Origin of the sequence: Flavobacterium sp. EDS (assembly GCF_020991525.1) — a bacterium.
Lineage (GTDB): Bacteria > Bacteroidota > Bacteroidia > Flavobacteriales > Flavobacteriaceae > Flavobacterium.
Map to the genome: position 1 here is coordinate 63,971 of NZ_JAJMOZ010000014.1, position 23,218 is coordinate 87,188.

The following is a 23,218-nucleotide window of genomic DNA, read 5'->3' on the forward strand; positions in this document are numbered from 1 at the left end:
AAGAGTCGGAAGCGACTTATCAAAAAATGAAACACCTTTTTTTTTGGATTCTACAAAATCCCTTTTTAAATGAATTAAAAACGCTTACCAGCAACGAATCAATATATAAACGCCTATGTATCGTCACAATTCAAACATAAACTTACCTGAAGACCCTAATACGATAGTATGGAAATACTTGGATTTATCTAAATTCTTGGACCTATTGATGTCTAAAAAACTTTTTATGTCTCGTTCTGACAAATTTGAAGATCAGTATGAGGGGACATTTAGCGAACCTACTTACGAAGAGATTAAAAAACTCGCAATAGACAATCCTGACTTTATAAATTACTATAAAATACACCGCGAAAAAGTAGCAATAAGCAGTTGGCACATCAATGAATACGAATCATTTGCCATGTGGCAGATATTCACTCAAAATAGCGAAGGATTAGCAATTCAATCTACCATTGGAAGATTACAAAAGGCTTTAAAACCAGAGAATAATTTTGATCAATATATAGGAGAAGTAAACTATATTGATTACAAAAAAGAATACATCCCTTTTGACGATTTATTCTTTCCGTTTTTATTTAAAAGAAAAAGTTTTCAATATGAACGCGAAGTACGCATTATTACAGATACCTCTAAAAGCGATATTAAAATCAATGACGGATTAAGAATTAATGTCAATCTTAAATATCTTATCGAAAAAATATACATTCACCCCAAATCAGAGAACTGGTACAAGAAACTCGTAATCGATTTGGTTCACAAATTAGGTCATGATTTTGATATAGAAAAATCAGATCTTGAAAGTGATATTTTAATATAATTATAAATATCAAATTGGCTTATAACTAACCACTTTCCAATCTTTAATTCCTAGGTTAATATAATTATAATGTAAAACATCATTTTTATCAAACTGTCCATTTTTATTAGTATCCTCAATAGTTCTAAAATACAAACGATTTTTCGAATCTATAACACTCCAATCTATTAGCTCTTGAAAATCTTCAGAAACCTTAACGAATCGCTCTCCACTAATATCACTTAAATACAATGCTTTTATATCGCTAGTATCTAATTTTCCGTCTTTATTAGTATCCATATCCACCATGGTATATACCATAACATGGTTATGTGTTTTATCGGCAATTGTTTTTAAATAAGTCGCCGTTTGTATCAAAACTGCCTTATCCGTCAATGGTCTTATTGAATCTGAATCTATTTTCTGAAATTTTAAATTTTGCAAATATCCAGTAATTTCATATTCCCCAATATTCGAAATTGTAAAACTTATATCATTTACACTCGATGAGCCATAACGTGCTTTAACACCTCTTTCATAAACTCTTACATCTCCAACTGGGTGAATTAAATAATCTGTTCCTTCCATCTGAATTGGCAAATCAGCAATTGCAACTTGCGTGGAATCGACCTTAGCAATTACTTTTGAAGCTGTTGAAGCATCATAAGTAACCTTTGGTTTTTCGATTTCTTTTTTACAACTCACTAAGAGTAAAACAGAAAGACTTATAATAGATATATGTAATTTTCTCATGTTGTTTTATTAAAAAATAATTTCAAATGTAATGAATTTTAAAAATGGTTCACCCCTTTACAGTCAATTTATACATTCTAAACTAGCTTTTTCATTGGTTATTATAACCTAGCAGTTAATTTTATATTAAAAACTCTCGAAGTCATATAATTAGGAATTGCATATTGATTTTTAGAATATACATCCCGAACCCAAGTGTTAGTAATAGCGTTTTTATTATCAAAAAGATTAAAGATCTCAAATCCTAAAGACAATTCTTTAAATTCTTTAAATAGTTTGCTTTTTGCGACTCTATTATTATCAATAAAAACTTTAGAAAATCCAACATCTGCCCGACGGTAATCTTTGAGTCGGTTTTGGTATAAATACGGATCTGAATACGAAGGAGATCCTCCAGGCAGCCCTGTATTATAAACCATATTTAAATACAATTTTACACTCGGAATATTAGGCATATAATCCTGAAATAAGAGTGCAAATTTTAATCGCTGATCCGTTGGTCTTGCTATATATCCTTTATTTTCATAATTCTCTTCGGTTTTTAAATACCCAAAACTAAACCATGATTCTGTTCCTGGAACAAACTCACCGTTTAATCTGAAATCCAAACCCTGGGCATAAGCCTTCGCATTATTATCAGCAACATATCTAATTCTAACGTTGTCTATAGTATAAACATTTACATCTGACAATGTTTTATAATACAACTCCGAAACAAGTTTAAAAGGTCGATTCCACATTTTAAAACTATAGTCATTACTTAAAACTACATGTACCGATTGTTGCGCTTTGGTATCTGATAGCACTTCTCCATTTTCATTTCGCAATTCTCTATAAAATGGCGGTTGATGGTATAATCCACCCGAAACCCTAAAAACCATATCCATATCCCAATCTGGTTTTATTGCAAATTGTGCACGCGGACTAAACACTAACTGATTTTTACCCTCAACAATTCCTCCTGACACTTTCCAGTCCTGAAAACGGACTCCAGCATTATACCAAACTTCACTAGAACCTAAAACTCCTTTTCGGCTCCATTGCGTATAACCTGAAAATCGATTTATAGTATTAAAATTTATTGCCCTCACATTTTGATACGGCAAAAGTGGCCCTGCATAAGATTCGTATGGCTGATTATTTTTAGGAAAATTTATAATTGGTGGATTTACAGAAAATCCAGCTGAATCAATTACCTCCCATTCCGCCACACGATCACGTATAGATTCACGAGTATATTTCACTCCCCATTCCAGAAGATTATCATTCCAATTATAAATCCCTTTTAATTCAGCATTAACAATTAAAGCATCTAAATCATTTCGTGCATGATTTAATTGCGTTCCAATTCCTTTGGTATAATTTACCTCTTGTAAAACTACCGAGCCATCACTATCTACCTCACCTAAGCGATATTGTGCTAAAATATCATAATGTTCCTGTTCTTGTGTGTGAAATATCGAGCCTATGAATTTTAACGTAAAATCCGAAGAAACAGCATATGTTGATTTTATTGCTCCAAAATAAGTATCGTATTTATCTCTCTCCTGCCCTTCATAATATACTGCAAGCGCCATTGGTTTATCAATAGTTCCAAATTTCGTTTCTCGGGTTAATGGCTCATACAAATATTTATTTTGAGAAATAGCACCAAGAAAACTCCATTGCCATTTTGCAGAAGCAACATAATTAATATTTGTTTGGATGTCGGTATAAGAAGGCGTATAATTAGTCTGTGTATCCTGACTATTTACAAGCATACTATTATTTCGATAACGAACTCCTGTGATTGCTGACCATTTTTTATTTTTAGAAACTGCATCGACAGCAATACTTCCACCAAGCAAGCTTGCTTCAAAAGAGGCACCAAACTGAGTTGGTTTTCGATATGTAATATCCAATACTGACGAAAGCTTATCTCCAAACTTTGCTTGAAATCCTCCTGCTGAAAAATCAACATTCTGAACCAAATCTGTATTGGTAAAGCTCAAGCCTTCTTGTTGCCCTGAGCGAATTAAAAAAGGACGATATACTTCAATCTCATTTACATAAACAAGATTCTCATCATAATTCCCACCTCGAACGGCATATTGTGTACTTAATTCATTGTTCGAATTTACTCCGGGTAATGTTTTTAATATGTTTTCGATTCCCGCATTGGCGCCTGGAATTTTCTTGATAGTAGTTGGGTCTACAGTTGTAATTCCTTGTATGCGTTTTTTATTTGCCATAACAACAATCTCCCCCATTTGCTCAGCATAACTATTCATAACAGGATTCAAAACGAATATTTCATTCGGTTTTAAAGTTACTGTTACCGCCATCATTTTCTGAGAAACGTGAGTAAAAATAATAATTACTTTTTTATTAGATGGTATTGAAATATCAAAAAAACCATCCGAATTAGACTGTGTAACATTTCCTGAATGAGAAACATTTACATCAGTAACAGGTAAATTATTTTCATTTAGGATTATTCCTTTTACTCGGGCATTCTGAGCAAACGAAGCAAAACCAATACACAATAAAAGGGAAACAAATAGTAGGTTCTTATTCAAGCGTTATATTTTTATTTTATTTGACTTCTAAAAAAACGTGTCTCAAAGATAGCAGAATTCCCCACATTATCAACAACTTCTATTTTTAAATCGTTTGCTCCCTCAGCAACAATTCCATCATTAAAATCATGAGTTATTTTTCTGGTTTTATTGTCATACTCAAACAATATCCAATTTCCATTTAAATAACCATTGTAGGATTTAATCCCCGACATACTATCACTAATTGTAAACTGGATTTTCTTTACATCGCTTATCCATTTACCTTCAATTGGTTTTGCAATGCTTATTGTTGGCTTAATTGTATCAACAACCAATCCGAATTGACCTAAAATTCTTGACTTTGCTTTATACTCTGTCCCTTTTCGTGATGTCGCATTATAACTACTGCTCTTACCAGTCATTCTACCAATATATACTTTGTCTCTAAGATTTTCAGGATATTTATCATCCTCAATAGTTATTGTAAAATTAGAATGAACCGGAACAGTATCGTCATGAACATAAATACGGTCATTTTTTACATCAAAATTCAAATTAAAATCATCATAAAATGTTCCTGCAGGAAAAAATACAGACATATTATCTTTAGAAAAATTAGCATCTTTATTATATTTCATCAAATATTTAGACTCCACAGGCTTTGAATCTACAACTGCAGGCAATGAATTGTACTGAACAGGAATATTAATTGTATTGGTATTTCCATAAAAATCCGAAACTTCTATACGATATGCCGAAGCTAGATTTGGAACAACTGGAAGCACCCCATTAAGCGAATCTTTTTTAATAATACTCAAAGCAAAAGGAGTTTTCATAAACAACTTTTGTACTCTTTGACCTGTTTTTTTATATCTAGAATAATCGATCAAAGCATTTATATATCTCATTTCATCAAATGAATACGTGTTGAACTCATATCCATAGTTTGAATTTCCGTTGTAAAAAGATTCTACTTTATAAACTCCATTTTTATTAAAAGAAACATCATCGTAATCTACAGCAGTAACTCCAAAACCAATTTTCCCATTTGTAGCTACACTGCTAGACAAATATGTTCCGTCTTTTTGCAATGACAAATTAAGCATTAAAGGTATTTTTGACTGATTAACTATCGTTTTATCATCAAGCGGATAAACATATAAATTAGAAACAACAGGCTTTTTGGTGTCTCTTATATATTTATCAAAACCAAAAAACATAGGATTTATAACAAATTCTGTTTTTGAATCACGAAATTCAAAATGCAAATGCGGCCCTTCTGATGATCCAGTATTCCCAGATAAGCCTATTAATTGACCTTTAGTAACAGTCATTTCACCAGGTTTTAAGAACATTTCAATTTCAAAAGACTTCTCTTTATAATGTGTCTTCTTTACATAATCCTGGATTGAACCTACCATACTTTGCAGATGCCCATATACAGATGTATATCCATTTGGATGGGTTACATACAAAGTTTTCCCATTCCCGAAAGTCGAAATTTTAATCCTAGATATATAACCATCAGCAACAGCATACACATTTAAACCTTCTCTTTGATTCGTTTTCAAATCAAAACCAGCGTGAAAATGATTCGGTCTTAGTTCCCCAAAATTCCCCGAAAGCTGCATCGGAATATCCAAAGGAGGTCTAAAATAGTCTTTTGGATAATCTGTCTGAGCAGAAATAAAATTACAAAACAGGAGAAAAAGTACAGAATATTTCATGATTTACATTTTTGCTAAGATAAAAAAAAGTTAGTAAAATAATTAGGAAAACTACGAAATACAATACCTTGAATTCCATTAATTTGCTATTTTTAATGCAAAAAAATCGATAAAATATTGCATTAATAAAAAGGAATACTAACTTTGTATGATTAAGTAATGAATAGGATTTGTAATGAGTGTAATTGCCGAAATAATTGATACTCTTGAATATAAAGTTGAAAAACTTTTTGCGAAGCTAAAAGGTTTAGAAAAGAACAATCAAGAACTAAAGTCAGAATTAATAGAGGCTAAACAGACTATACAAAGACAGTCCGGAGAGATTGAGGCCTTGAAAAAGCAGTACGAAACACTCAAAATCGCCAATTCTTTACTTGGCAGTAACGATAATAAAAGAGATACAAAGCTTAAAATAAATTCATTAATTCGTGAAATTGATCACTGTATAGCACAACTATCAGACTAGTAACAACATGGACGAAAAGCTTAAAATTAAAATATCAATCGCAGACAGAGTTTACCCATTAACGGTAGATCTCTCTCAGGAAGAAGGCCTTAGGAGCGCTTCTAAAAAAATTGATGTGATGATAAAGCAATTTGAAGAAAACTATGCTGTTCGCGACAAACAGGACGTTTTAGCCATGTGTGCATTACAATTTGCCTCTCAAGTAGAGCAAAAACAAATTGATAAAGTAATTGATAGTGACGAAACTATCGAACGAATTAAAAGATTAAATACCCTTTTAGATCAATATCTCGAAAATTAAACGTTCTTTACAGAAACTAAGATACTGCCTACATTAGTTCATATTTGGTAAACTCAACACTAACAAATTAGAATGAGCAAATCATCACTACTAAAGCATGCCACGCTTCGGCGAGGAAACTTGAACAGTGAGTTAGCTCAAAACTTGTCTTTTCGAGTTTATACAAGCAACCTAATGTAGGCTTTTTTATATATAAATTTTAACAAACATGGACAGTATAATAACGATCATTATTTCAGGAATTATAGGTATTGCAGCAGGTTTTGGGATAGCCAAGATCATTGAGAAAAGCAATATTTCCAATTTAATCAAAAATTCAAAAAAAGAAGCAGCATCCATTTTAAAAGATGCTAATCTAGAAGCTGAAAACATTAAGAAAGATAAAATTCTTCAAGCAAAAGAAAAGTTTATTGAATTAAAATCAGAGCACGAACAAGTAATTCTTGCAAGAGATAAAAAAGTAGCTGAAGTAGAAAAAAGAGTTAGAGACAAAGAATCTCAAGTTTCTAATGAATTGTCGAAAGCTAAAAAGACTAATGATGATTACGAAGCTAAAACACAAGAGTACAATACTAAAATTGAGGTTTTAGACAAAAAACAAGCTGAAGTTGACAAATTACACAAAAGTCAATTACAGCAATTAGAAGTTATTTCAGGACTTTCTGCCGAAGAAGCTAAAAACCAACTAATGGAAGGTTTAAAAGCTGAAGCAAAAAGCAGTTCGATGTCTTATATACAAGATACTATTGAAGAGGCAAAACTTACAGCACAACAAGAAGCTAAAAAAATCATCATCAATACTATCCAAAGAGTTGGAACTGAAGAAGCAGTAGAAAACTGTGTATCTGTGTTCAATATCGAATCAGATGATGTAAAAGGAAGAATCATTGGACGTGAAGGTAGAAATATCCGTGCACTTGAAGCTGCTACTGGCGTTGAAATCATTGTAGATGATACTCCTGAAGCAATTATCCTTTCTTGCTTCGACCCTGTTCGTAGAGAAATTGCGCGTTTGGCTTTACACAAATTAGTTACAGATGGGCGTATTCATCCAGCACGTATTGAAGAAGTTGTGGCTAAGACAGCTAAACAAATTGATGACGAAATCATTGAAGTAGGAAAGCGTACTGTTATAGACTTAGGAATTCACGGTTTACACCCTGAATTAATTAAAGTTGTTGGACGTATGAAATACCGTTCTTCTTACGGTCAAAACTTATTACAACACTCTAGAGAAGTATCTAAATTGTGTGGTATTATGGCTGCCGAATTGGGACTGAACGTTAAATTAGCTAAAAGAGCTGGTTTACTTCACGATATTGGTAAAGTTCCAGATACTGAAAGTGATTTACCTCACGCTTTATTAGGTATGCAATGGGCTGAGAAATACGGTGAGAAAGAAGAAGTTTGCAACGCAATTGGTGCGCATCACGACGAAATCGAAATGAAGTCACTATTATCACCAATCGTACAGGTTTGTGATGCTATTTCAGGTGCAAGACCAGGTGCAAGAAGACAAGTATTAGATTCTTACATCCAACGTTTGAAAGACCTTGAAGAAGTAGCTTACGGATTTAATGGAGTTAAAAACGCCTATGCAATTCAAGCTGGTAGAGAACTTCGTGTTATTGTAGAAAGCGAAAAAGTATCTGATGACAATGCTGCAAGCCTATCATTTGATATCTCACAAAAAATACAAACCGAAATGACTTACCCAGGTCAAGTTAAAGTAACAGTAATACGAGAAACAAGAGCAGTAAATATTGCAAAATAAGCTCTTTACTTATATCATAAAAAAAACTCCTCAATCGAGGAGTTTTTTTTATGATACTTTTTTTCATTAAGATGTCAAGATCCATATCGCATTAACCACAAAGGAAGCAAAGATTTACGCTAAGTTCGCAAAGAGTATTATTTCTTTCATTTATAAATTCTATCCTATTTTAACTATAGCTCACGGTTTCAACCGTGCGATGCAAATTGCGATAATTCATTGCGCACCAACGGTTAAAACCGTTGGTCATGTTTATGGCGTGTTATTTTTGCCAGCAATCAGTTCTTGAGCTATTAGTTTGTTTGACAAAGACAAGCTTGCAGGTATTACAAATCACATCTTTCATGCTTTGAACCTTAAAAACTTAGCCACTCAGTACCTTAAAACCTACAAATCATCATTAAAGACAATTTTAAATGTAGTCCCTTCTCCAACGACACTTTCTACAGAAACCTCCCCTTTCATTGATTCTATCTGATTCTTGGTAATATACAATCCTATTCCGCGCGCTTCTTTGTGCTTATGAAACGTTTTATACATTCCGAATATCAAATCACCATATAGCTTTAAATCAATTCCAATGCCGTTATCTTTAATTTTTAAAGCTTTGCGACCATCAGGTTCAATTACAAAAACAAACTCGATTATAGGGTCTCTATCAGGATGTGCGTATTTAATTGCATTGGTAGTAAAATTCAGCAAAACACTTTCTAGATAAGCCGGATTAAAACTAATAGTTACATAATCAGGAACATTATTAAGTATTGTAATTTTAGCTTTACTACTAAAAGCCTTGATTACCGAAACTGTTTTATCTATATTATAACTTAATTTAAGTGGTTTTATCACTATATTAAGATTACTTTGAATCTGGACTACCTGCGTTAAATTTGAAATTGTTTCATTTAAATCATTAGAAACGGTACGCAAATGAACTAACATTTCGTCAATCGTATCTTTACTATGATCATCATCTATAAAATCAAGAATACTTTTAATATTTCCTGCTTGCGTATTTAAATTATGAGAGACAATATGAGAGAAATTAAGCAATCGGTTATTTTGATCGCTAAACAATTTCATTGTTTTAATAAGTTCTAACTCTTTCTCTTTCTGATAAGAAATATCAGTGTGCGTACCCAATACACGCAAGGGTTTACCGTTAAGATCTCTTTCAATAACCTTTCCTCTATCTAATATCCATTTGTATTTACCACTAGACGTTAATACGCGATGATAATTTTCGTAATAGGGCACTTTATTGTCAAAATGTTCTTGAATATCTGAGTAATATCGAGGCAAATCATCTGGATGCACAATTTTATCCCAACGTTCAGGATCATCAAAAATATCATTAGACTGTAATTCTAAAATCTTTAAGGATAAAGAGGAGTAAAAAACTCTATTACTTACCATATCCCAATCCCAAACACCAACAGTCGAAGCGTCTAGAGCAAACTGAAAACGTTCTTCAGATAATTTAAGCTTAAGCTCTTGATCTTTTATATCGGTAACATCAGACATTCTTCCATAAAAACTAACTCTACCATCGAGAGAACCCTCTGTTTTTGAACAAACTTTTAACCAACGAATTCCTTTTTTGGGTAATACTACTCGAAATTCAATTTCCCACGCTGTCAAAGTTTTTCTAGCTTTGGATAGCGAACAAATAAACAGATGCTGATCTTCGGGATGCACTCTTTCATAGATAAAAAATTTACTACGATTAGTAAATTCAGCTATAGACAACTCAAATATCTCTTCCATGGACTTACTTACCAAAGGAAAAGAATAAGTGTTATCGACATCGACAACAAACTGAAAGATTAAGTCAGGAATTTCGGCAAATAATTTCTTGTAAAAGTTATTCAACTTCTGACAATTTTCATCTTCATTTAAATCAAAAACCATAATTGTGTTTGTGTAAGTTGACTAGTTCATCTAAAAAACAAATAAAATTGATGTCATTATTTAATACCAAAAAAATCATTTTCACTTCTTACTATAAGCATAAAAGCAAATACTCTTTATTATGAACAATACACCTCCAAGATATTATTTTTTTAAGACAAAAACACAATCTTACAACATATTTTAACAAAAAAACTTACCTTCTGGGATGAAAAGTGTTTATTACTTGCGTTAAATATGTTCTATCCAGATGAACATATATTTCGGTTGTAGTAATTGATTCATGACCCAGCATCAATTGTATGGACCTTAAATCGGCGCCATTTTCCAGTAAATGTGTTGCAAAAGAGTGTCTTAACGTATGCGGGCTTATATTTTTATTCAAACCTATTTTAAAAGCCAAATCCTTTGTAATAGTAAAAATCATTGCTCTTGTTAACTGACTCCCTCTTCTGTTGAGGAATAAAGTATCTTCATGTCCTTTTTTAATATTTAAGTGGAGTCGAACTGAATTAACATAAATTAAAATATATTTTTGAGTAGATTCTCCAATAGGAACAAACCGCTCTTTATTTCCTTTACCAGTAATTTTTATGAATCCTTCTTCAAAGAACAAATCCGATATTCTCAGAGCTACCAATTCAGAAACCCGAAGTCCACAACTATACAAAGTTTCCAGCATCGCACGATTACGTTCTCCTTCATTAGAGCTTAAATCGATTGCTGCAATAAGTTTATCAATATCATCAACAGATAATGTATCTGGTAATTTCCTTCCTGTTTTAGGAGAGTCTATAAGTTCCAACGGATTAGTATTACGATAATCTTCGAAAATTAAGTAATTAAAAAAACTTTTCAATCCCGAAATAATGCGAGCCTGCGAACGTGCATTTACTTCTTTGGATACTGAATAAATAAACTGCTGAATCGTTTCTTCATTAATTTTTAATGGAGAAACTTCAATTTGGTTCTGGGCTAAAAAAAGACATAATCGCTCTATATCAAAAACATAATTCTCGATTGTATTTTTAGACAAACCACGTTCAATCTTAAGATAGGATTGATAATCTTTTATATACCTATTCCAATTCATACTCACAAAGTAAAACATTTTCTGCATAAAAAAAACCTTCTACCGCAGTAGAAGGTTCATAAATTATTTTTGAAATTTTAAAACTAGAACTTATATCCAACTGATAGAGAAAAAACACTATTTTTAATTTTAGAATCATCTCCAGCTTCAGTTTTCGCAATATTAGCTAAACCTAAATTATATCTAATTCCTGCTGAGATATTTTCTGTAAAATCATATCCTGCTCCAAAATTAACTCCAAAATCAATAGATTCAAAAATCTCCTTAACATCAATTTTGCTTTCACCACTATAACCTTGCAATTTTGTAACGGTTTTTGCCCCAACTAAAAACCCTATTTGTGGCCCTAATTCAACATTAAATCCTTTAACAGGATAATATTTAACCATTACTGGAACATTTATATACGATAAATTAAAACAAACATCACCTACTACATCCACCACTCCATCTTCATTTATGTCTACCGCCTGATTATCTATTTTTGTTCCCTGAGTTGAAAACAAAACCTCTGGCTGTAAGGTTAACTTCTCTGAAAATTGTATCGCTACAAATCCACCTCCGTTAAATCCAACTTTGGATTTTAAATTTACTCCTTCTGTATCTCCAGTCCAAGTCGAAAGATTCATCCCTGCTTTTACTCCAAATTTAACTTCTTGTGCATTTGCGAATCCAAATGCGAAAACTGCAACAATAGATAAAGTAATTTTTTTCATTGTTTTATTATTTTGCTATCATTCGTAAATTATATTTTCTATAAATAGCTATTAATTATTTTATTAAGTTTCATAAAAAACCCTCTACAATAGTAGAGGGTTGTAAACTGTATTTTTAAAATTCTATAATTAGAATTTATAATTGAATCCTACATTGATTGAAGAAAATGTTCCTCCATCTACAGAAATTCCTTTATAACCAGCATAAACTTCATATTTCTCTGCTTGGTATCCGAATTTAGGCTGATAGATAACTCCACCATCTCCATCTCCACTACCTGCATAAATAGCATATCCTAAATCTGCACCTACAAATAAGTTATCTGAAATAGAATATTGTGCTGTACCAGCAACTGGAATGTAACCCGCAGCATCACCTTTAATCTTAACAGTATTTAAACCATCTGAAAAAGTGTGTGATTTAGCCAAATAAGTAGAATAACCTGTAGTAACTCCGGCACTGAATTTATCAGCAACTTCCCATAAATAAGCAACGTCAACTCCTAAATTTACTGAATAAGCATCTTTAATATCACCCATAGGTAAACCAACGTGTGCTCCTACTTTGAAATGACCATCTTGTGCATTTGCAAACCCAAATGCTAAAACTGCAATAATAGATAAAGTAATTTTTTTCATTTTTTGTTTATGTTAAATTTTATGCGACAAACGTAAATAAGTCCCATCTAAATTCCAAAAATACTGTTAAAAAATAAAAATAAAAAAAAATAAACCTAGTTATTCTTTTAAGCACAGAACATTGATTTACACTACATTATTATTGCTTTTCTCACTAAATTTAGTGAGGAAAAATTTATTTTTGAAGCAATAAAAATTAACCTTAAAAAACTTATAAACTAAATTTTTCTAATAACAAATACCTATACAGTTCAAATAAAAAAAGCCCTTAAATACTACTATTTAAGGGCTTTAAAATTGTAAAAATAAATTCAAGAACACCCCTAAAAGTGTTCTATAATTAGTTATTAGAATCTATATCCAACTGATAAAGAGAATACACTATTTTTAATTTTAGCATTGTCACCTTCTTCATTTTTAGCAATATTAGACAAACCTAAATTATATCTAACTCCAACAGAAACATTTTCTGTAAAATCGTAACCAGCACCAAAGTTTACACCAAAATCAATTGATTTATAAAGATCTTTAATATCTTCTTCAGAAGAATCACCTCCACCAGAAACTTTACCTTTAGCACTTACAAGAAAACCAATTTGCGGTCCTGCTTCTAAACTAAATTTTTCAGCAACATAATATTTTGCCATAACTGGTACATTGATGTAAGCTAATTTATAAGTCAAATCAGCAGAAACAACCTCCATTTCATCAATATCAAATCCATTAAAATCTCGTTTAGCTCCTTGAGTAGAGTACAAAAGCTCTGGTTGAACTGAGAATTTATCAGATAATTTGATTTCAGCAAAACCACCAACTTGGAAACCAACTTTTGAAGAAGTATCTTCAATATCTCCTGTTAAAGTAGAAAGGTTGATTCCACCTTTTACTCCAAATTTAACTTCTTGTGCATTTGCAAATCCAAATGCTAAAACCGCAACAATTGATAAAGTAATTTTTTTCATTTTTTGTTTATGTTAAAATTTATGCGGCAAACGTAGATAAGTGAAATCTAAATTCCAAAAATACATGTTAAAAAAAATAAAAAACAAAAAATAAAACCTATCAAATTTGCATCTACAAAACACTGTATTACAACATATTATTACTTCTTTTCTCACTAAATTTAGTGATGCCCATTTTATTTTTTTTATATTAAAAATTAACCAAATAAAACTTATAAAACAAAAAAAAACCTTCCATAATTAATATGAAAGGTTTTTTTTAAAACTGAATGTAAACGTCTAGAAATGTAAGGCGAAGCCAATATTAAATTGAAAAGCACCTTTACCACTTCCATAATCTTCATTTAAAGTAGCATTGTAACGAATACCTGGTTCTACAGAAATATTATTTCCTACAAACCATGCATATCCACCTTGAAAACCAATATATGAAGGATTTTCCTCTGCATCTTTAATACTAGCTCCGTTGTAAGAAATCTCTAAAGGAAATTTATTTAGTAAATAATATTTTGCTCCTACTTTGTATGAGAATACACTATTTGCAAAATCTTCACCATTATCTCCATAACCTAATCCTGCTTTTACAGCTAGATTATCCATTACAAAATAACCTCCTTCCGCCCCAACATTCCAAGCAGTATCTCCATCTTCAGACGTAAGTCTAAAAGAAGTATTTCCTGTTCCTTCTCCACCAAAACCAGTGTTTGCTTCAATAAGCCATTTTCCTTTTGCTGTTTGCTCTTGCGCATTTGCAAATGTGAATCCTAAAACTGCCAACGTAGTTAAAATAATTTTTTTCATGTTTTTTTTTATTATAAAATTAATACTACAAATATATTAAATAATTAGAAATATAATACTACTAAAAAATAAATACATGTAAATTCTGTAAAACAATAGCACCTAAATATAAACTAAACCGATGAACAGCATGTAATTTTGCTAACGAACTAAGCAATTCGCTAAAATAATTTAATACAAAAGATTAGAATCTTTCAAATTATTTAAGCAATATTTGCAATTTATAACCGTTTTCTCTAAAGAAAAATCAATCAAATCGTTAAAAAAAAACTTATGAAAAAATTAATTTTAGTAGCTGTACTGTTCGTAGCAACATCGGCAACAATGCAAGCACAATTTATAAAATTTGGAGTAAAAGCTGGGGTAAATTTTGCCAATCTAAATGGAGATGCTGGTTTTGAAGGCATTTCAGTAGACAAAGAAGGTATAACTAGTTATCATGCTGGTTTAGTAGCCGAAATTAAGTTATTAGATAAATTCTCTATCCAACCTGAACTTTTGTACTCAACACAAGGTGCAACTTATAAAACAGCCGTTGAAGATTTTAAAAATGAATTAGGTTATTTAACAATTCCAGTAATGGCAAAAATTTATTTAAATAAATCCTTTAGCCTAGAAGTTGGTCCTCAAGCATCATTTTTATTAAGTAATAAAAAAGAATTTGATGTACAAGACCCTAAAACATTTGAGTTCGGAGTAAATGCAGGTTTAGGCCTTAAGTTAACCGAAAACATTTTCATCCAAGGTCGTTATGGCTTAGGATTAACAGAAATATCAAAAGAAGCGAAAGCTAAGAACTCTGTTTTCCAACTTTCTGCTGGATTTATGTTCTAAAAAATAATATCACATACTTTTATGAAAACCGTTCTATTTATTGGGACGGTTTTTTTATTTTTACACAGTTAGTAAAATGTTTTCTTTAAGATATAAAATGAAAACAATTCCATAATACACTAAATTATTCTAAATGAAAATCATCATTATAAACGGACCAAATTTAAATCTTTTAGGAAAAAGAGAACCTGAAGTTTACGGATCTCAAACTTTTGAAGATTACTTTGTGACGTTGCAAAATTCTTTTCCAAATATTGAACTAAGTTATTACCAAAGCAATATTGAAGGAGAGCTAATAGGAAAAATACAAGAGTTTGGTTTTAATTATGATGGTATTATTTTAAATGCCGGTGCATACACTCATACATCTATTGGTATTGGAGATGCTATTAAAGCTGTTACTACTCCTGTTATAGAAGTCCATATATCTAACACTTATGCGCGCGAAAGCTTCCGTCATCAATCATATATATCAGGAAATGCTAAAGGTGTTATTCTTGGTTTTGGTTTAAAAAGTTACGAGCTTGCAATACGTTCTTTTTTATAGTTATAGTATTACAAATGTTTTAACATACTTTTAATAGGTTCATTATTAAGTTCTTCTATTTTTGAAACAAGAAATGAACCTATTTATGAAAAACTTTACGTTACTTACTTTTTTACTATTTTCTATTTCAAATTTCGCGCAGATAAAAGGTACCGTTTCGGATGAGAATGGAAATCCTCTTCCTTTTGTTTCTGTCTTTGAAGAGAACACATACAATAGCACCACTTCTAACGAGCAAGGTAAATACCAACTAAACGTAAAAGAAATAGGCAAGAATAAAATCATATTTCAATTTTTAGGGTATAAGGCCCAAAAGTTAACTATTCAAAATACATCTTCAGCTTCTTATATATTAGATGTAAAACTACAGGAAGAAAACGTCACTCTTAATGAAGTAATCATAAATCCTAAAAATAATCCTGCAAACGACATTATAAAAAGTGCCATAGCTAACAAAAAAGAAAACGCTAAAAAAACACAACGCTATACAGCAGATTTCTATTCAAAAGGCTTATTCAAAATAAAAGATTTACCCAAAAAAATCATGGGAATAAAAGTAGATATTGGAGAAGAAATGGCCTCCAATCTTGATTCTACTGGAACGGGAGTTCTATACCTGTCTGAAACTATTTCTAAAATTACTTTTGAAAAACCTAACAACCTGAAAGAAAACATTATTGCTTCTAAAATTTCAGGAAATAACAAAGGTTTTAGCTATAATACGGCCAGTTTATCTACTTATGATTTTTATAATAACACTCTAAAATTTGGTGTAAATATGATTTCACCTATTGCAGATAATGCTTTTAATTATTATAAATACAAACTAGAAGGAACGTTCTTCGATGAAAATAATAAAGAAATTAATAAAATAAAAGTAATTCCTAAACGTGACAAAGAACCTGTTTTTGAAGGCTATATTTATATTATTGATGATAGTTTTGCTATTTACGCAATTGATCTTGATATCAAAGGGTACCGAATTAAAAATGAGGTTACTCAAATAATGAATCTCAAACAAAGTTTCAGCTATAACTCCAAAAATAAATTGTGGGCTAAAAATGCTCAAAGCCTGTCCTTTACCGCGGGAGCTTTTGGCGTTGTATTTACAGGTAAATTCAATTATGTATATACTAATTATGAGTTTCCCGAATCATTTGAAAAGAAAACTTTCACTAATGAAATCGTAAGTTTTGAAGCTAATGCAAATAAAAAAGACAATTCGTATTGGAATACAATTCGTCCGATTCCTTTAACAATCGAGGAAAGTACGGATTACATTAAAAAAGACAGTTTACAAACTATTCGAACTTCTAGAAAGTACACCGATTCTATTGATGCTAAAAATAACAAGTTCACTATTTCTGATATATTACTCGGTCACCAATACAAGAATACTTTTGAGAAATATTCATTTACATACAATGGTTTATTCGATTTGAGCGCGTTTAGTTTTAATACCGTACAAGGTTTTAATATTGGAACTGGCTTTTTATATAAAAAATGGAACGAAGAAAAAGGTAAAGAAACCACAATAAGTACAGCAATTAACTATGGTTTTTCGGATGAAAGATTGCGTATGACTGGAGAATTCAAGCACATTTTTAATCATCAAAATTATGCAACACTTAACGTTACCGGAGGAACTAAAGTAAAACAGTTCAATAACAATGAACCTATTAGCAGTTTCATCAATTCGGTTAGTTCTTTATTCTTTAAGGACAATTACATGAAAGTTTACAATCTCGAATTTGCTCAAATAGCCTATTATCAAAACATTGCTAATGGCATTACTTTAAATGGAAAAATTGCCTACGAACAACGCACTCCCCTTTTTAACACAACTGATTATTCTTTCTTTAATAAAGGAGATTTATATTCTTCTAACAATCCGTTTTCACCAAATGATTTTGAAAGCACTCCATTTGAAAAACACCATTTGATAAAAACCAATCTGTCTACTAGAATTAATTTTGGCAATAAATACATATCAAGACCAGATGGGAAATATAATATTAGAGATGAAAAATATCCTACTATATACTTAGGCTACGAAAAAGGATTGGCCGCTAGTGACAAAAAATATGAATTTGATCACATAAACGTTGCGGTAAGATATGATTTGGGACTTGCTAACAAAGGGCTCTTAGGAATCAATATTAAAGCAGGCACCTTTTTTAATGCAGAAAATATTGCTTTTATGGATTACAAACACTTTAATGGAAATCAAACTCATATTAGTCAAGCCAGTCGCTATTTAAATGTTTTTAATTTGCTCCCTTATTATAGCAACAGCACAAACGATAGCTATTTTGAAGTTCATATGGAACATAATGACAATGGTTATATCATGAACAAAATTCCATTATTAAATAAACTAAAATCAACTTTAAACATAGGTTTTCATTCTCTTGAAATTCCTAATACAAAACCATACTCAGAATTTACAGTAGGATTGGACAATCTTGGTTTTGGAAAATTCAGAATGCTACGCATAGATTATGTTCATTCTTATCAAAATGGAATAGAGCAAAATGGAGTTGTTTTTGGCTTAAAGTTTCTTAATATTTTAGAGTAATTTAGCGACAATTTCACGCAGATTTCACAGATTAAAACAGATCAGATAGATTTTAACAAGCCGAATTCCATATCATGTTTATTATATAAAATTGCTTAAATAAAGTTTTGAGGATGAATTTTTGTCAAAGTAAAAAAACTATGAAAAAGATATCTCGTTGCCTCAGAATCATAGTTCCTTTGAATCAAAAAAAATCCGTTTACTCTATAAAAGAATAAACGGATTTCATTTTTTTTGTCTTCGCTATTTTCTTTGGCAAAATAAAAAACTTTAACAAAGAAACCTTAGTACCTCAGAACCTTTGAACCTCTTTCTAGTGATAATCATCTGGTTCAATATGAATCAGAACGTTCCCTAATTGAGGTATTTTTTCTTTTAGTGTATCTTGTAATTTATGTGATAATTCATGTCCTTCTTTTACCGAAATTTTAGCAGATACTATAGCATGGAGATCTACATGATATTTCATTCCTGCTTTACGAATAAAACATTTTTCGGTTCCTAGAATACCTACAACAGTCAAAGATTCTATTCGGATTTCTTCGACCAAATCATCATTAAGACTTTCGTCCATTATTTCTCCAAGTGCTGGTCTAAAAATTTTATAACTATTATATAAAATAAAAAATGCGGCAAAAAGTGCAGCCCAATCATCTGCTGCTTCATATCCTTTACCCATAAACAGAGCTATCGAAATCCCGATAAATGCAGCTACAGATGTAATTGCATCACTACGATGATGCCAAGCATCTGCGGCTAATGATGAACTATTGGTTTGCTTGCTTCGTTTCATTACTAATCGAAAAGAATATTCTTTCCATATAATAATTGCTCCTAAAACATACAATGTCCATGATTTTGGTAAATCGTGTGGGTTTCGGATGTTAGCAATACTTTCGTAACCAATAATCGTTGCCGATGTTATTAAAAAGCCAACTACTAAAAAGGTAATTAATGGTTCGGCACGTCCATGTCCATAGGGATGATTTTCATCAGCGGGTTTACTTGAATATTTGATTCCAAATAGAACCAAAAAAGACGAAAATATATCTGTTGTTGATTCTATTGCATCAGCAATTAAGGCATAAGAATTGCCAAAAAAACCTGCCAAGCCTTTTATAATGGCCAAGCAGGTATTTCCGATTATACTAAAGTATGTAGCTTTTATAGCTTTTTCTTCATTCGTCATTCGTCATTTGAGAATTTTATTACGCTCTCACGATTTTTGCTCCAATTGCTCTCAATCGTTCGTCGATACGCTCGTATCCACGGTCGATTTGTTCTATATTTTGAATTGTGCTTGTTCCTTTTGCTGATAAAGCAGCAATTAACAATGATATTCCAGCACGAATATCTGGTGATGACATTGTAGTCGCTTTTAATTGTGATTCGAAGTTATGTCCCATAACAACAGCTCTATGCGGATCGCACAACATAATTTTTGCTCCCATGTCGATTAGTTTATCAACGAAAAACAAACGACTTTCGAACATTTTTTGGTGAATTAAAACGTCTCCTTTTGCTTGTGTTGCTACAACCAAAACAATACTTAATAAATCTGGTGTAAATCCAGGCCATGGTGCATCGGCAATGGTTAAGATTGATCCATCAATATCTGTTTTTACTTCATATCCATTTACGTGAGCAGGAATATAAATATCATCGCCACGTTTTTCTATTGTAATTCCTAATTTTCTAAATGTATTTGGAATCAATCCTAAATTATCCCAGCTTACATTTTTGATAGTGATTTCACTTTTAGTCATTGCTGCTAATCCAATCCAAGATCCGATTTCGATCATATCTGGAAGAATTCTGTGCTCACAACCACCTAAGCTTTCAACTCCTTCGATAGTCAATAAATTTGAACCTACTCCTGAAATTTTAGCTCCCATTGAGTTTAACATCTTACATAACTGCTGTAAGTAAGGCTCACAAGCCGCATTATAAACAGTAGTTTTCCCTTTTGCCAAAACTGCAGCCATAACGATATTAGCAGTTCCTGTTACAGATGCTTCATCAAGCAACATATCTGTACCTGTTAATCCTTCTGGAGCTTCTACACCATAAAAGTGATCTTCTCTGTTGTATCTAAATTTAGCTCCTAAATTAATGAATCCTTCAAAGTGTGTATCTAATCTACGGCGACCTATTTTATCTCCCCCTGGTTTAGGAATATATCCTTTTCCAAAACGTGCTAAAAGAGGCCCTACAATCATAATTGAACCACGAAGTGCACCTCCTTCTTTCTTGAAAGCTTCTGTTTCAAGATAATTCACATTAACCTCATCAGCTTGAAATGTAATTGAACTTGGTTCGTTTTTTTGGATTTTCACTCCTAAATTTCCTAGAAGCGTAATCAATTTATTGATATCTATAATATCAGGAATATTATTAATCTTTACTTTTTCTGAGGTTAAAAGTACTGCACACAAAATTTGTAATGCTTCGTTTTTTGCTCCTTGTGGAGTGATTTCTCCTTTTAAAGGAATTCCACCTTCAATTTTAAAAATTCCCATATTACTTTTTTAAGGTTCTGAGTCACTGAGGCTCTAAGACACTAAGGCTTTTCTTTACAAATAAAAGGCTCAGCAACTTAGTCACTTAGATACTTAGCAACTTTTATTTTTGATTATTATTCTTTTGAAACGGTTTTTGCTTTCCCTGCCCTTTTGTATTCTTATTATTCTGAATTTTAGGTTGTCCAGCTGGTGTGATTTTATTTGATATACGTTTGTTTGTACGTAATAAATCTGTTGTATTTAAAAGTTCTTCTGAACTTTGTAGCAGGTTAATTTTCCCATCTGACAGTTCGTACAAATGTTCAAAAATAACATCGTCCTTTACTGTATCTTTATTCCAGCTTAGGTATGATTTTTTCATATGATTGGCAATTACCAATACTAATGCATTCTTCATCTCACCATCTTCCCATTTGTTTGCAACATCAATCATGTACTTGATGTTGTTACCGTAATATCTGTATTTTGGATAGTTTTGCGGATATTTTAATACATCTGGTTTTAGTTGTAATACTTCTCGAGATGGTATTGGATATGGAGATTCTACATCTAATTTAAAATCAGACATAATAAAAAGCTGATCCCAAAGCTTATGCTGAAAATCGGGCACATCACGCAAATGCGGATTCAAGCTCCCCATTACCTGAATAATATATTTCGCTGCTTTATTACGCTGTTCAGGGTCTTCAATAGCAGTAGCCTGATCTATCAATTTTTGCAAATGACGACCGTATTCTGGAATGATTAAATGTTGTCTTTCAGAATTATATTCTAAATTAAAAACAACATCATTCGCATTTTCTTTTTTATATTTTTCGCTCATAATTATAGTGAAACTATACCTTCAATTATAGAAACTTCTTTGTATTTACTGATTACATCATCTGAGCTTTTCATAGTAACATCTATCGAAACACTGGTAAATTTACCTGTTTTAGATTTTGTAGTTTTAATTACTGCTCCCATACTATCAAAAGCTTTCTCTACGCGCTCGACATTATCCCCTACTGAAGGCATAATAAATTTATACAAATACTCTGCTGGCCAAGTGTTAGTATTATCTAACTCAACCTTTAATCTTTCGTAAAATTCGGCGATGGTTTTTTCTTTATCTTCGTCCATTATCTCATTAAAATAGACGCAAATATACGGTTTTGATTTGAGATTTTATATTTAGCTTTTGGGATTTTTTCTCAATGAGATACATTAGTTAAAATTAGCTTTATTTTCACCTTCTATCAGACTAATTGCTATTGGTTAAAATTGTTAAAATAACAGAATTTGGCCTATCCTATTTTATTATTTTATCTTTGATTGATTCAAAATTCCAAATAATAAAAAAATCACTACAATGAGAATGCCTTTTTTCTACTTACTATTTATTTTTTCTTTTATTTCAAATTCTATTACAGCACAAGAAATCAAGACCTTAACCTATTTCCAGAATGACTCAATTAAACTAGATCTTGATTTATATTTACCTAAAAAATCTAACAAAAAAACACCTCTTGTAATTTTTGCTCATGGTGGCGGTTTTTCAGGTGGAGATCGTTTTGGCGAAAGAAACTTTGCCACTAGTCTTGCTAAAAAAGGAATTGCCGTTGCGAGTATCTCTTACACGCTTTACATGAAGGACAAAGATTTTGGATGCACCTCACCATTGCCTGAAAAAATTAAAACCATACAAATTGCCGTTAGTGATGCATGGCAAGCAACTTCTTATTTGATTAAAAACAAAAACACTTACAATATTGATGATTCGAAAATATTTATTGCAGGAATTAGTGCCGGTGGTGAAATTGCGTTTCATGCTTCTTTTTGGGACTACAAATCAATGAACTTGTATTCTAATAATTTACCAGAAAAATTTAAATACAAAGGCCTTATCGGAGGTTCTGGAGCGATTATAAATGTAGATTTAATTACTTCTGAAAATGCTATTCCGATGTTACTTTCGCATGGAAGCGAAGACTCAACTGTTCCTTATGCTACGGGATCACATCGCTCCTGCCCTACAGACTCGAAGGGCTTCATGATACTTTCTGGTTCTTATTCGGTTTACAATCGTATGATTTCATTAAAAAAAGATATCGAACTAATTACTTCTTCTGGAGCCGAACATGAATTTTGTGGTTATTTATTTAGAGAAGAACCTGATTATGTTCTGGATTTTATAGATAATGTTATTGCAAAAAGAAAATTCGAATCGCATATTATTATTCCTGCCGAGAAAAAGATTTAAAAACATTTAGCTAAAA

At 31.5% G+C, this 23,218-nt stretch carries 21 protein-coding genes; 8 read left to right on the top strand and 13 right to left on the bottom strand.

Annotated elements, in window-relative coordinates; genetic code table 11:
• The first annotated feature begins 115 nt into the window (after nucleotides 1–115).
• Nucleotides 116–817: a hypothetical protein gene (locus tag LPB87_RS17265; RefSeq protein WP_129539587.1), complete on the top strand. Its 702-nt coding sequence runs from the start codon at nucleotides 116–118 to the stop codon at nucleotides 815–817.
• 9 nt (nucleotides 818–826) lie between these two features.
• Here the strand turns inward: LPB87_RS17265 and LPB87_RS17270 are convergent, their stop codons facing one another.
• From LPB87_RS17270 to LPB87_RS17280, 3 genes are all read right to left on the bottom strand, one after another.
• Nucleotides 827–1,549: a hypothetical protein gene (locus LPB87_RS17270; RefSeq protein ID WP_129539588.1), complete on the bottom strand. Its 723-nt coding sequence runs from the start codon at nucleotides 1,547–1,549 to the stop codon at nucleotides 827–829.
• 101 nt (nucleotides 1,550–1,650) lie between these two features.
• Nucleotides 1,651–4,107 (bottom strand): TonB-dependent receptor, encoded by a 2,457-nt coding sequence (locus LPB87_RS17275; protein WP_230728686.1) that lies wholly within the window; start codon nucleotides 4,105–4,107, stop codon nucleotides 1,651–1,653.
• A gap of 11 nt (nucleotides 4,108–4,118) precedes the next feature.
• Entirely contained in the window at nucleotides 4,119–5,816 is a 1,698-nt protein-coding gene (locus LPB87_RS17280) for a M23 family metallopeptidase (protein ID WP_230728687.1), read from the bottom strand.
• 175 nt (nucleotides 5,817–5,991) lie between these two features.
• Here LPB87_RS17280 and LPB87_RS17285 point away from each other — a divergent pair, with 175 nt between their 5' ends.
• From LPB87_RS17285 to rny, 3 genes are all read left to right on the top strand, one after another.
• Entirely contained in the window at nucleotides 5,992–6,282 is a 291-nt protein-coding gene (locus LPB87_RS17285) for a hypothetical protein (RefSeq protein ID WP_129539590.1), read from the top strand.
• Nucleotides 6,283–6,289: 7 nt separating this feature from the next.
• The gene (locus LPB87_RS17290; protein ID WP_129539591.1) at nucleotides 6,290–6,583 is read left to right on the top strand and encodes a cell division protein ZapA; all 294 of its coding nucleotides are present in this window, start codon (nucleotides 6,290–6,292) and stop codon (nucleotides 6,581–6,583) included.
• 208 nt (nucleotides 6,584–6,791) lie between these two features.
• On the top strand, nucleotides 6,792–8,357 hold the full coding sequence (rny, locus tag LPB87_RS17295) for a ribonuclease Y (RefSeq protein WP_129539592.1): 1,566 nt from the start codon (nucleotides 6,792–6,794) through the stop codon (nucleotides 8,355–8,357).
• Between the two features lie 387 nt (nucleotides 8,358–8,744).
• Here rny and LPB87_RS17300 read toward each other — a convergent pair whose 3' ends face one another.
• The 6 genes from LPB87_RS17300 to LPB87_RS17325 all read right to left on the bottom strand — a co-directional run bounded on the left by LPB87_RS17300 (nucleotide 8,745) and on the right by LPB87_RS17325 (nucleotide 14,479).
• A complete protein-coding gene (locus LPB87_RS17300) occupies nucleotides 8,745–10,268 on the bottom strand; it encodes a PAS domain-containing protein (RefSeq protein WP_129539593.1) in 1,524 nt (507 codons plus the stop codon).
• A 196-nt stretch (nucleotides 10,269–10,464) separates the two neighbouring features.
• A complete protein-coding gene (gene xerD / locus LPB87_RS17305) occupies nucleotides 10,465–11,361 on the bottom strand; it encodes a site-specific tyrosine recombinase XerD (protein WP_129539594.1) in 897 nt (298 codons plus the stop codon).
• Between the two features lie 83 nt (nucleotides 11,362–11,444).
• Complete coding sequence (locus tag LPB87_RS17310) at nucleotides 11,445–12,077, bottom strand: porin family protein (RefSeq protein WP_129539595.1); 633 nt, start codon at nucleotides 12,075–12,077, stop codon at nucleotides 11,445–11,447.
• Between the two features lie 129 nt (nucleotides 12,078–12,206).
• Nucleotides 12,207–12,716 (bottom strand): hypothetical protein, encoded by a 510-nt coding sequence (locus LPB87_RS17315; protein ID WP_129539596.1) that lies wholly within the window; start codon nucleotides 12,714–12,716, stop codon nucleotides 12,207–12,209.
• A gap of 347 nt (nucleotides 12,717–13,063) precedes the next feature.
• Complete coding sequence (locus LPB87_RS17320) at nucleotides 13,064–13,678, bottom strand: porin family protein (RefSeq protein WP_230728688.1); 615 nt, start codon at nucleotides 13,676–13,678, stop codon at nucleotides 13,064–13,066.
• Nucleotides 13,679–13,957: 279 nt separating this feature from the next.
• On the bottom strand, nucleotides 13,958–14,479 hold the full coding sequence (locus tag LPB87_RS17325) for a hypothetical protein (RefSeq protein WP_129539598.1): 522 nt from the start codon (nucleotides 14,477–14,479) through the stop codon (nucleotides 13,958–13,960).
• A 273-nt stretch (nucleotides 14,480–14,752) separates the two neighbouring features.
• Here LPB87_RS17325 and LPB87_RS17330 point away from each other — a divergent pair, with 273 nt between their 5' ends.
• The 3 genes from LPB87_RS17330 to LPB87_RS17340 all read left to right on the top strand — a co-directional run bounded on the left by LPB87_RS17330 (nucleotide 14,753) and on the right by LPB87_RS17340 (nucleotide 18,438).
• Nucleotides 14,753–15,313 carry a porin family protein gene (locus tag LPB87_RS17330; protein WP_129539599.1) on the top strand — a complete coding sequence of 187 codons (561 nt, stop codon included), beginning with the start codon at nucleotides 14,753–14,755 and terminating at the stop codon, nucleotides 15,311–15,313.
• A gap of 133 nt (nucleotides 15,314–15,446) precedes the next feature.
• Nucleotides 15,447–15,860, top strand: a complete 414-nt coding sequence (gene aroQ / locus LPB87_RS17335; RefSeq protein ID WP_129539600.1) for a type II 3-dehydroquinate dehydratase — start codon at nucleotides 15,447–15,449, stop codon at nucleotides 15,858–15,860.
• An 85-nt stretch (nucleotides 15,861–15,945) separates the two neighbouring features.
• Nucleotides 15,946–18,438, top strand: coding sequence for a DUF5686 and carboxypeptidase regulatory-like domain-containing protein (locus tag LPB87_RS17340; protein ID WP_230728689.1), 2,493 nt, complete (start codon nucleotides 15,946–15,948; stop codon nucleotides 18,436–18,438).
• A gap of 313 nt (nucleotides 18,439–18,751) precedes the next feature.
• Here LPB87_RS17340 and LPB87_RS17345 read toward each other — a convergent pair whose 3' ends face one another.
• The 4 genes from LPB87_RS17345 to LPB87_RS17360 all read right to left on the bottom strand — a co-directional run bounded on the left by LPB87_RS17345 (nucleotide 18,752) and on the right by LPB87_RS17360 (nucleotide 22,082).
• Entirely contained in the window at nucleotides 18,752–19,627 is an 876-nt protein-coding gene (locus LPB87_RS17345) for a cation diffusion facilitator family transporter (RefSeq protein ID WP_129539602.1), read from the bottom strand.
• A gap of 19 nt (nucleotides 19,628–19,646) precedes the next feature.
• The gene (gene murA, locus LPB87_RS17350) at nucleotides 19,647–20,957 is read right to left on the bottom strand and encodes a UDP-N-acetylglucosamine 1-carboxyvinyltransferase (protein WP_129539603.1); all 1,311 of its coding nucleotides are present in this window, start codon (nucleotides 20,955–20,957) and stop codon (nucleotides 19,647–19,649) included.
• Between the two features lie 103 nt (nucleotides 20,958–21,060).
• Nucleotides 21,061–21,783 (bottom strand): DUF4290 domain-containing protein, encoded by a 723-nt coding sequence (locus tag LPB87_RS17355; protein WP_129539604.1) that lies wholly within the window; start codon nucleotides 21,781–21,783, stop codon nucleotides 21,061–21,063.
• Between the two features lie 2 nt (nucleotides 21,784–21,785).
• The gene (locus LPB87_RS17360) at nucleotides 21,786–22,082 is read right to left on the bottom strand and encodes a DUF493 family protein (protein WP_129539605.1); all 297 of its coding nucleotides are present in this window, start codon (nucleotides 22,080–22,082) and stop codon (nucleotides 21,786–21,788) included.
• Nucleotides 22,083–22,311: 229 nt separating this feature from the next.
• Between LPB87_RS17360 and LPB87_RS17365 the strand changes: the two genes are divergently transcribed.
• Complete coding sequence (locus LPB87_RS17365; protein ID WP_230728690.1) at nucleotides 22,312–23,202, top strand: alpha/beta family hydrolase; 891 nt, start codon at nucleotides 22,312–22,314, stop codon at nucleotides 23,200–23,202.
• Nucleotides 23,203–23,218 lie beyond the last annotated feature (16 nt).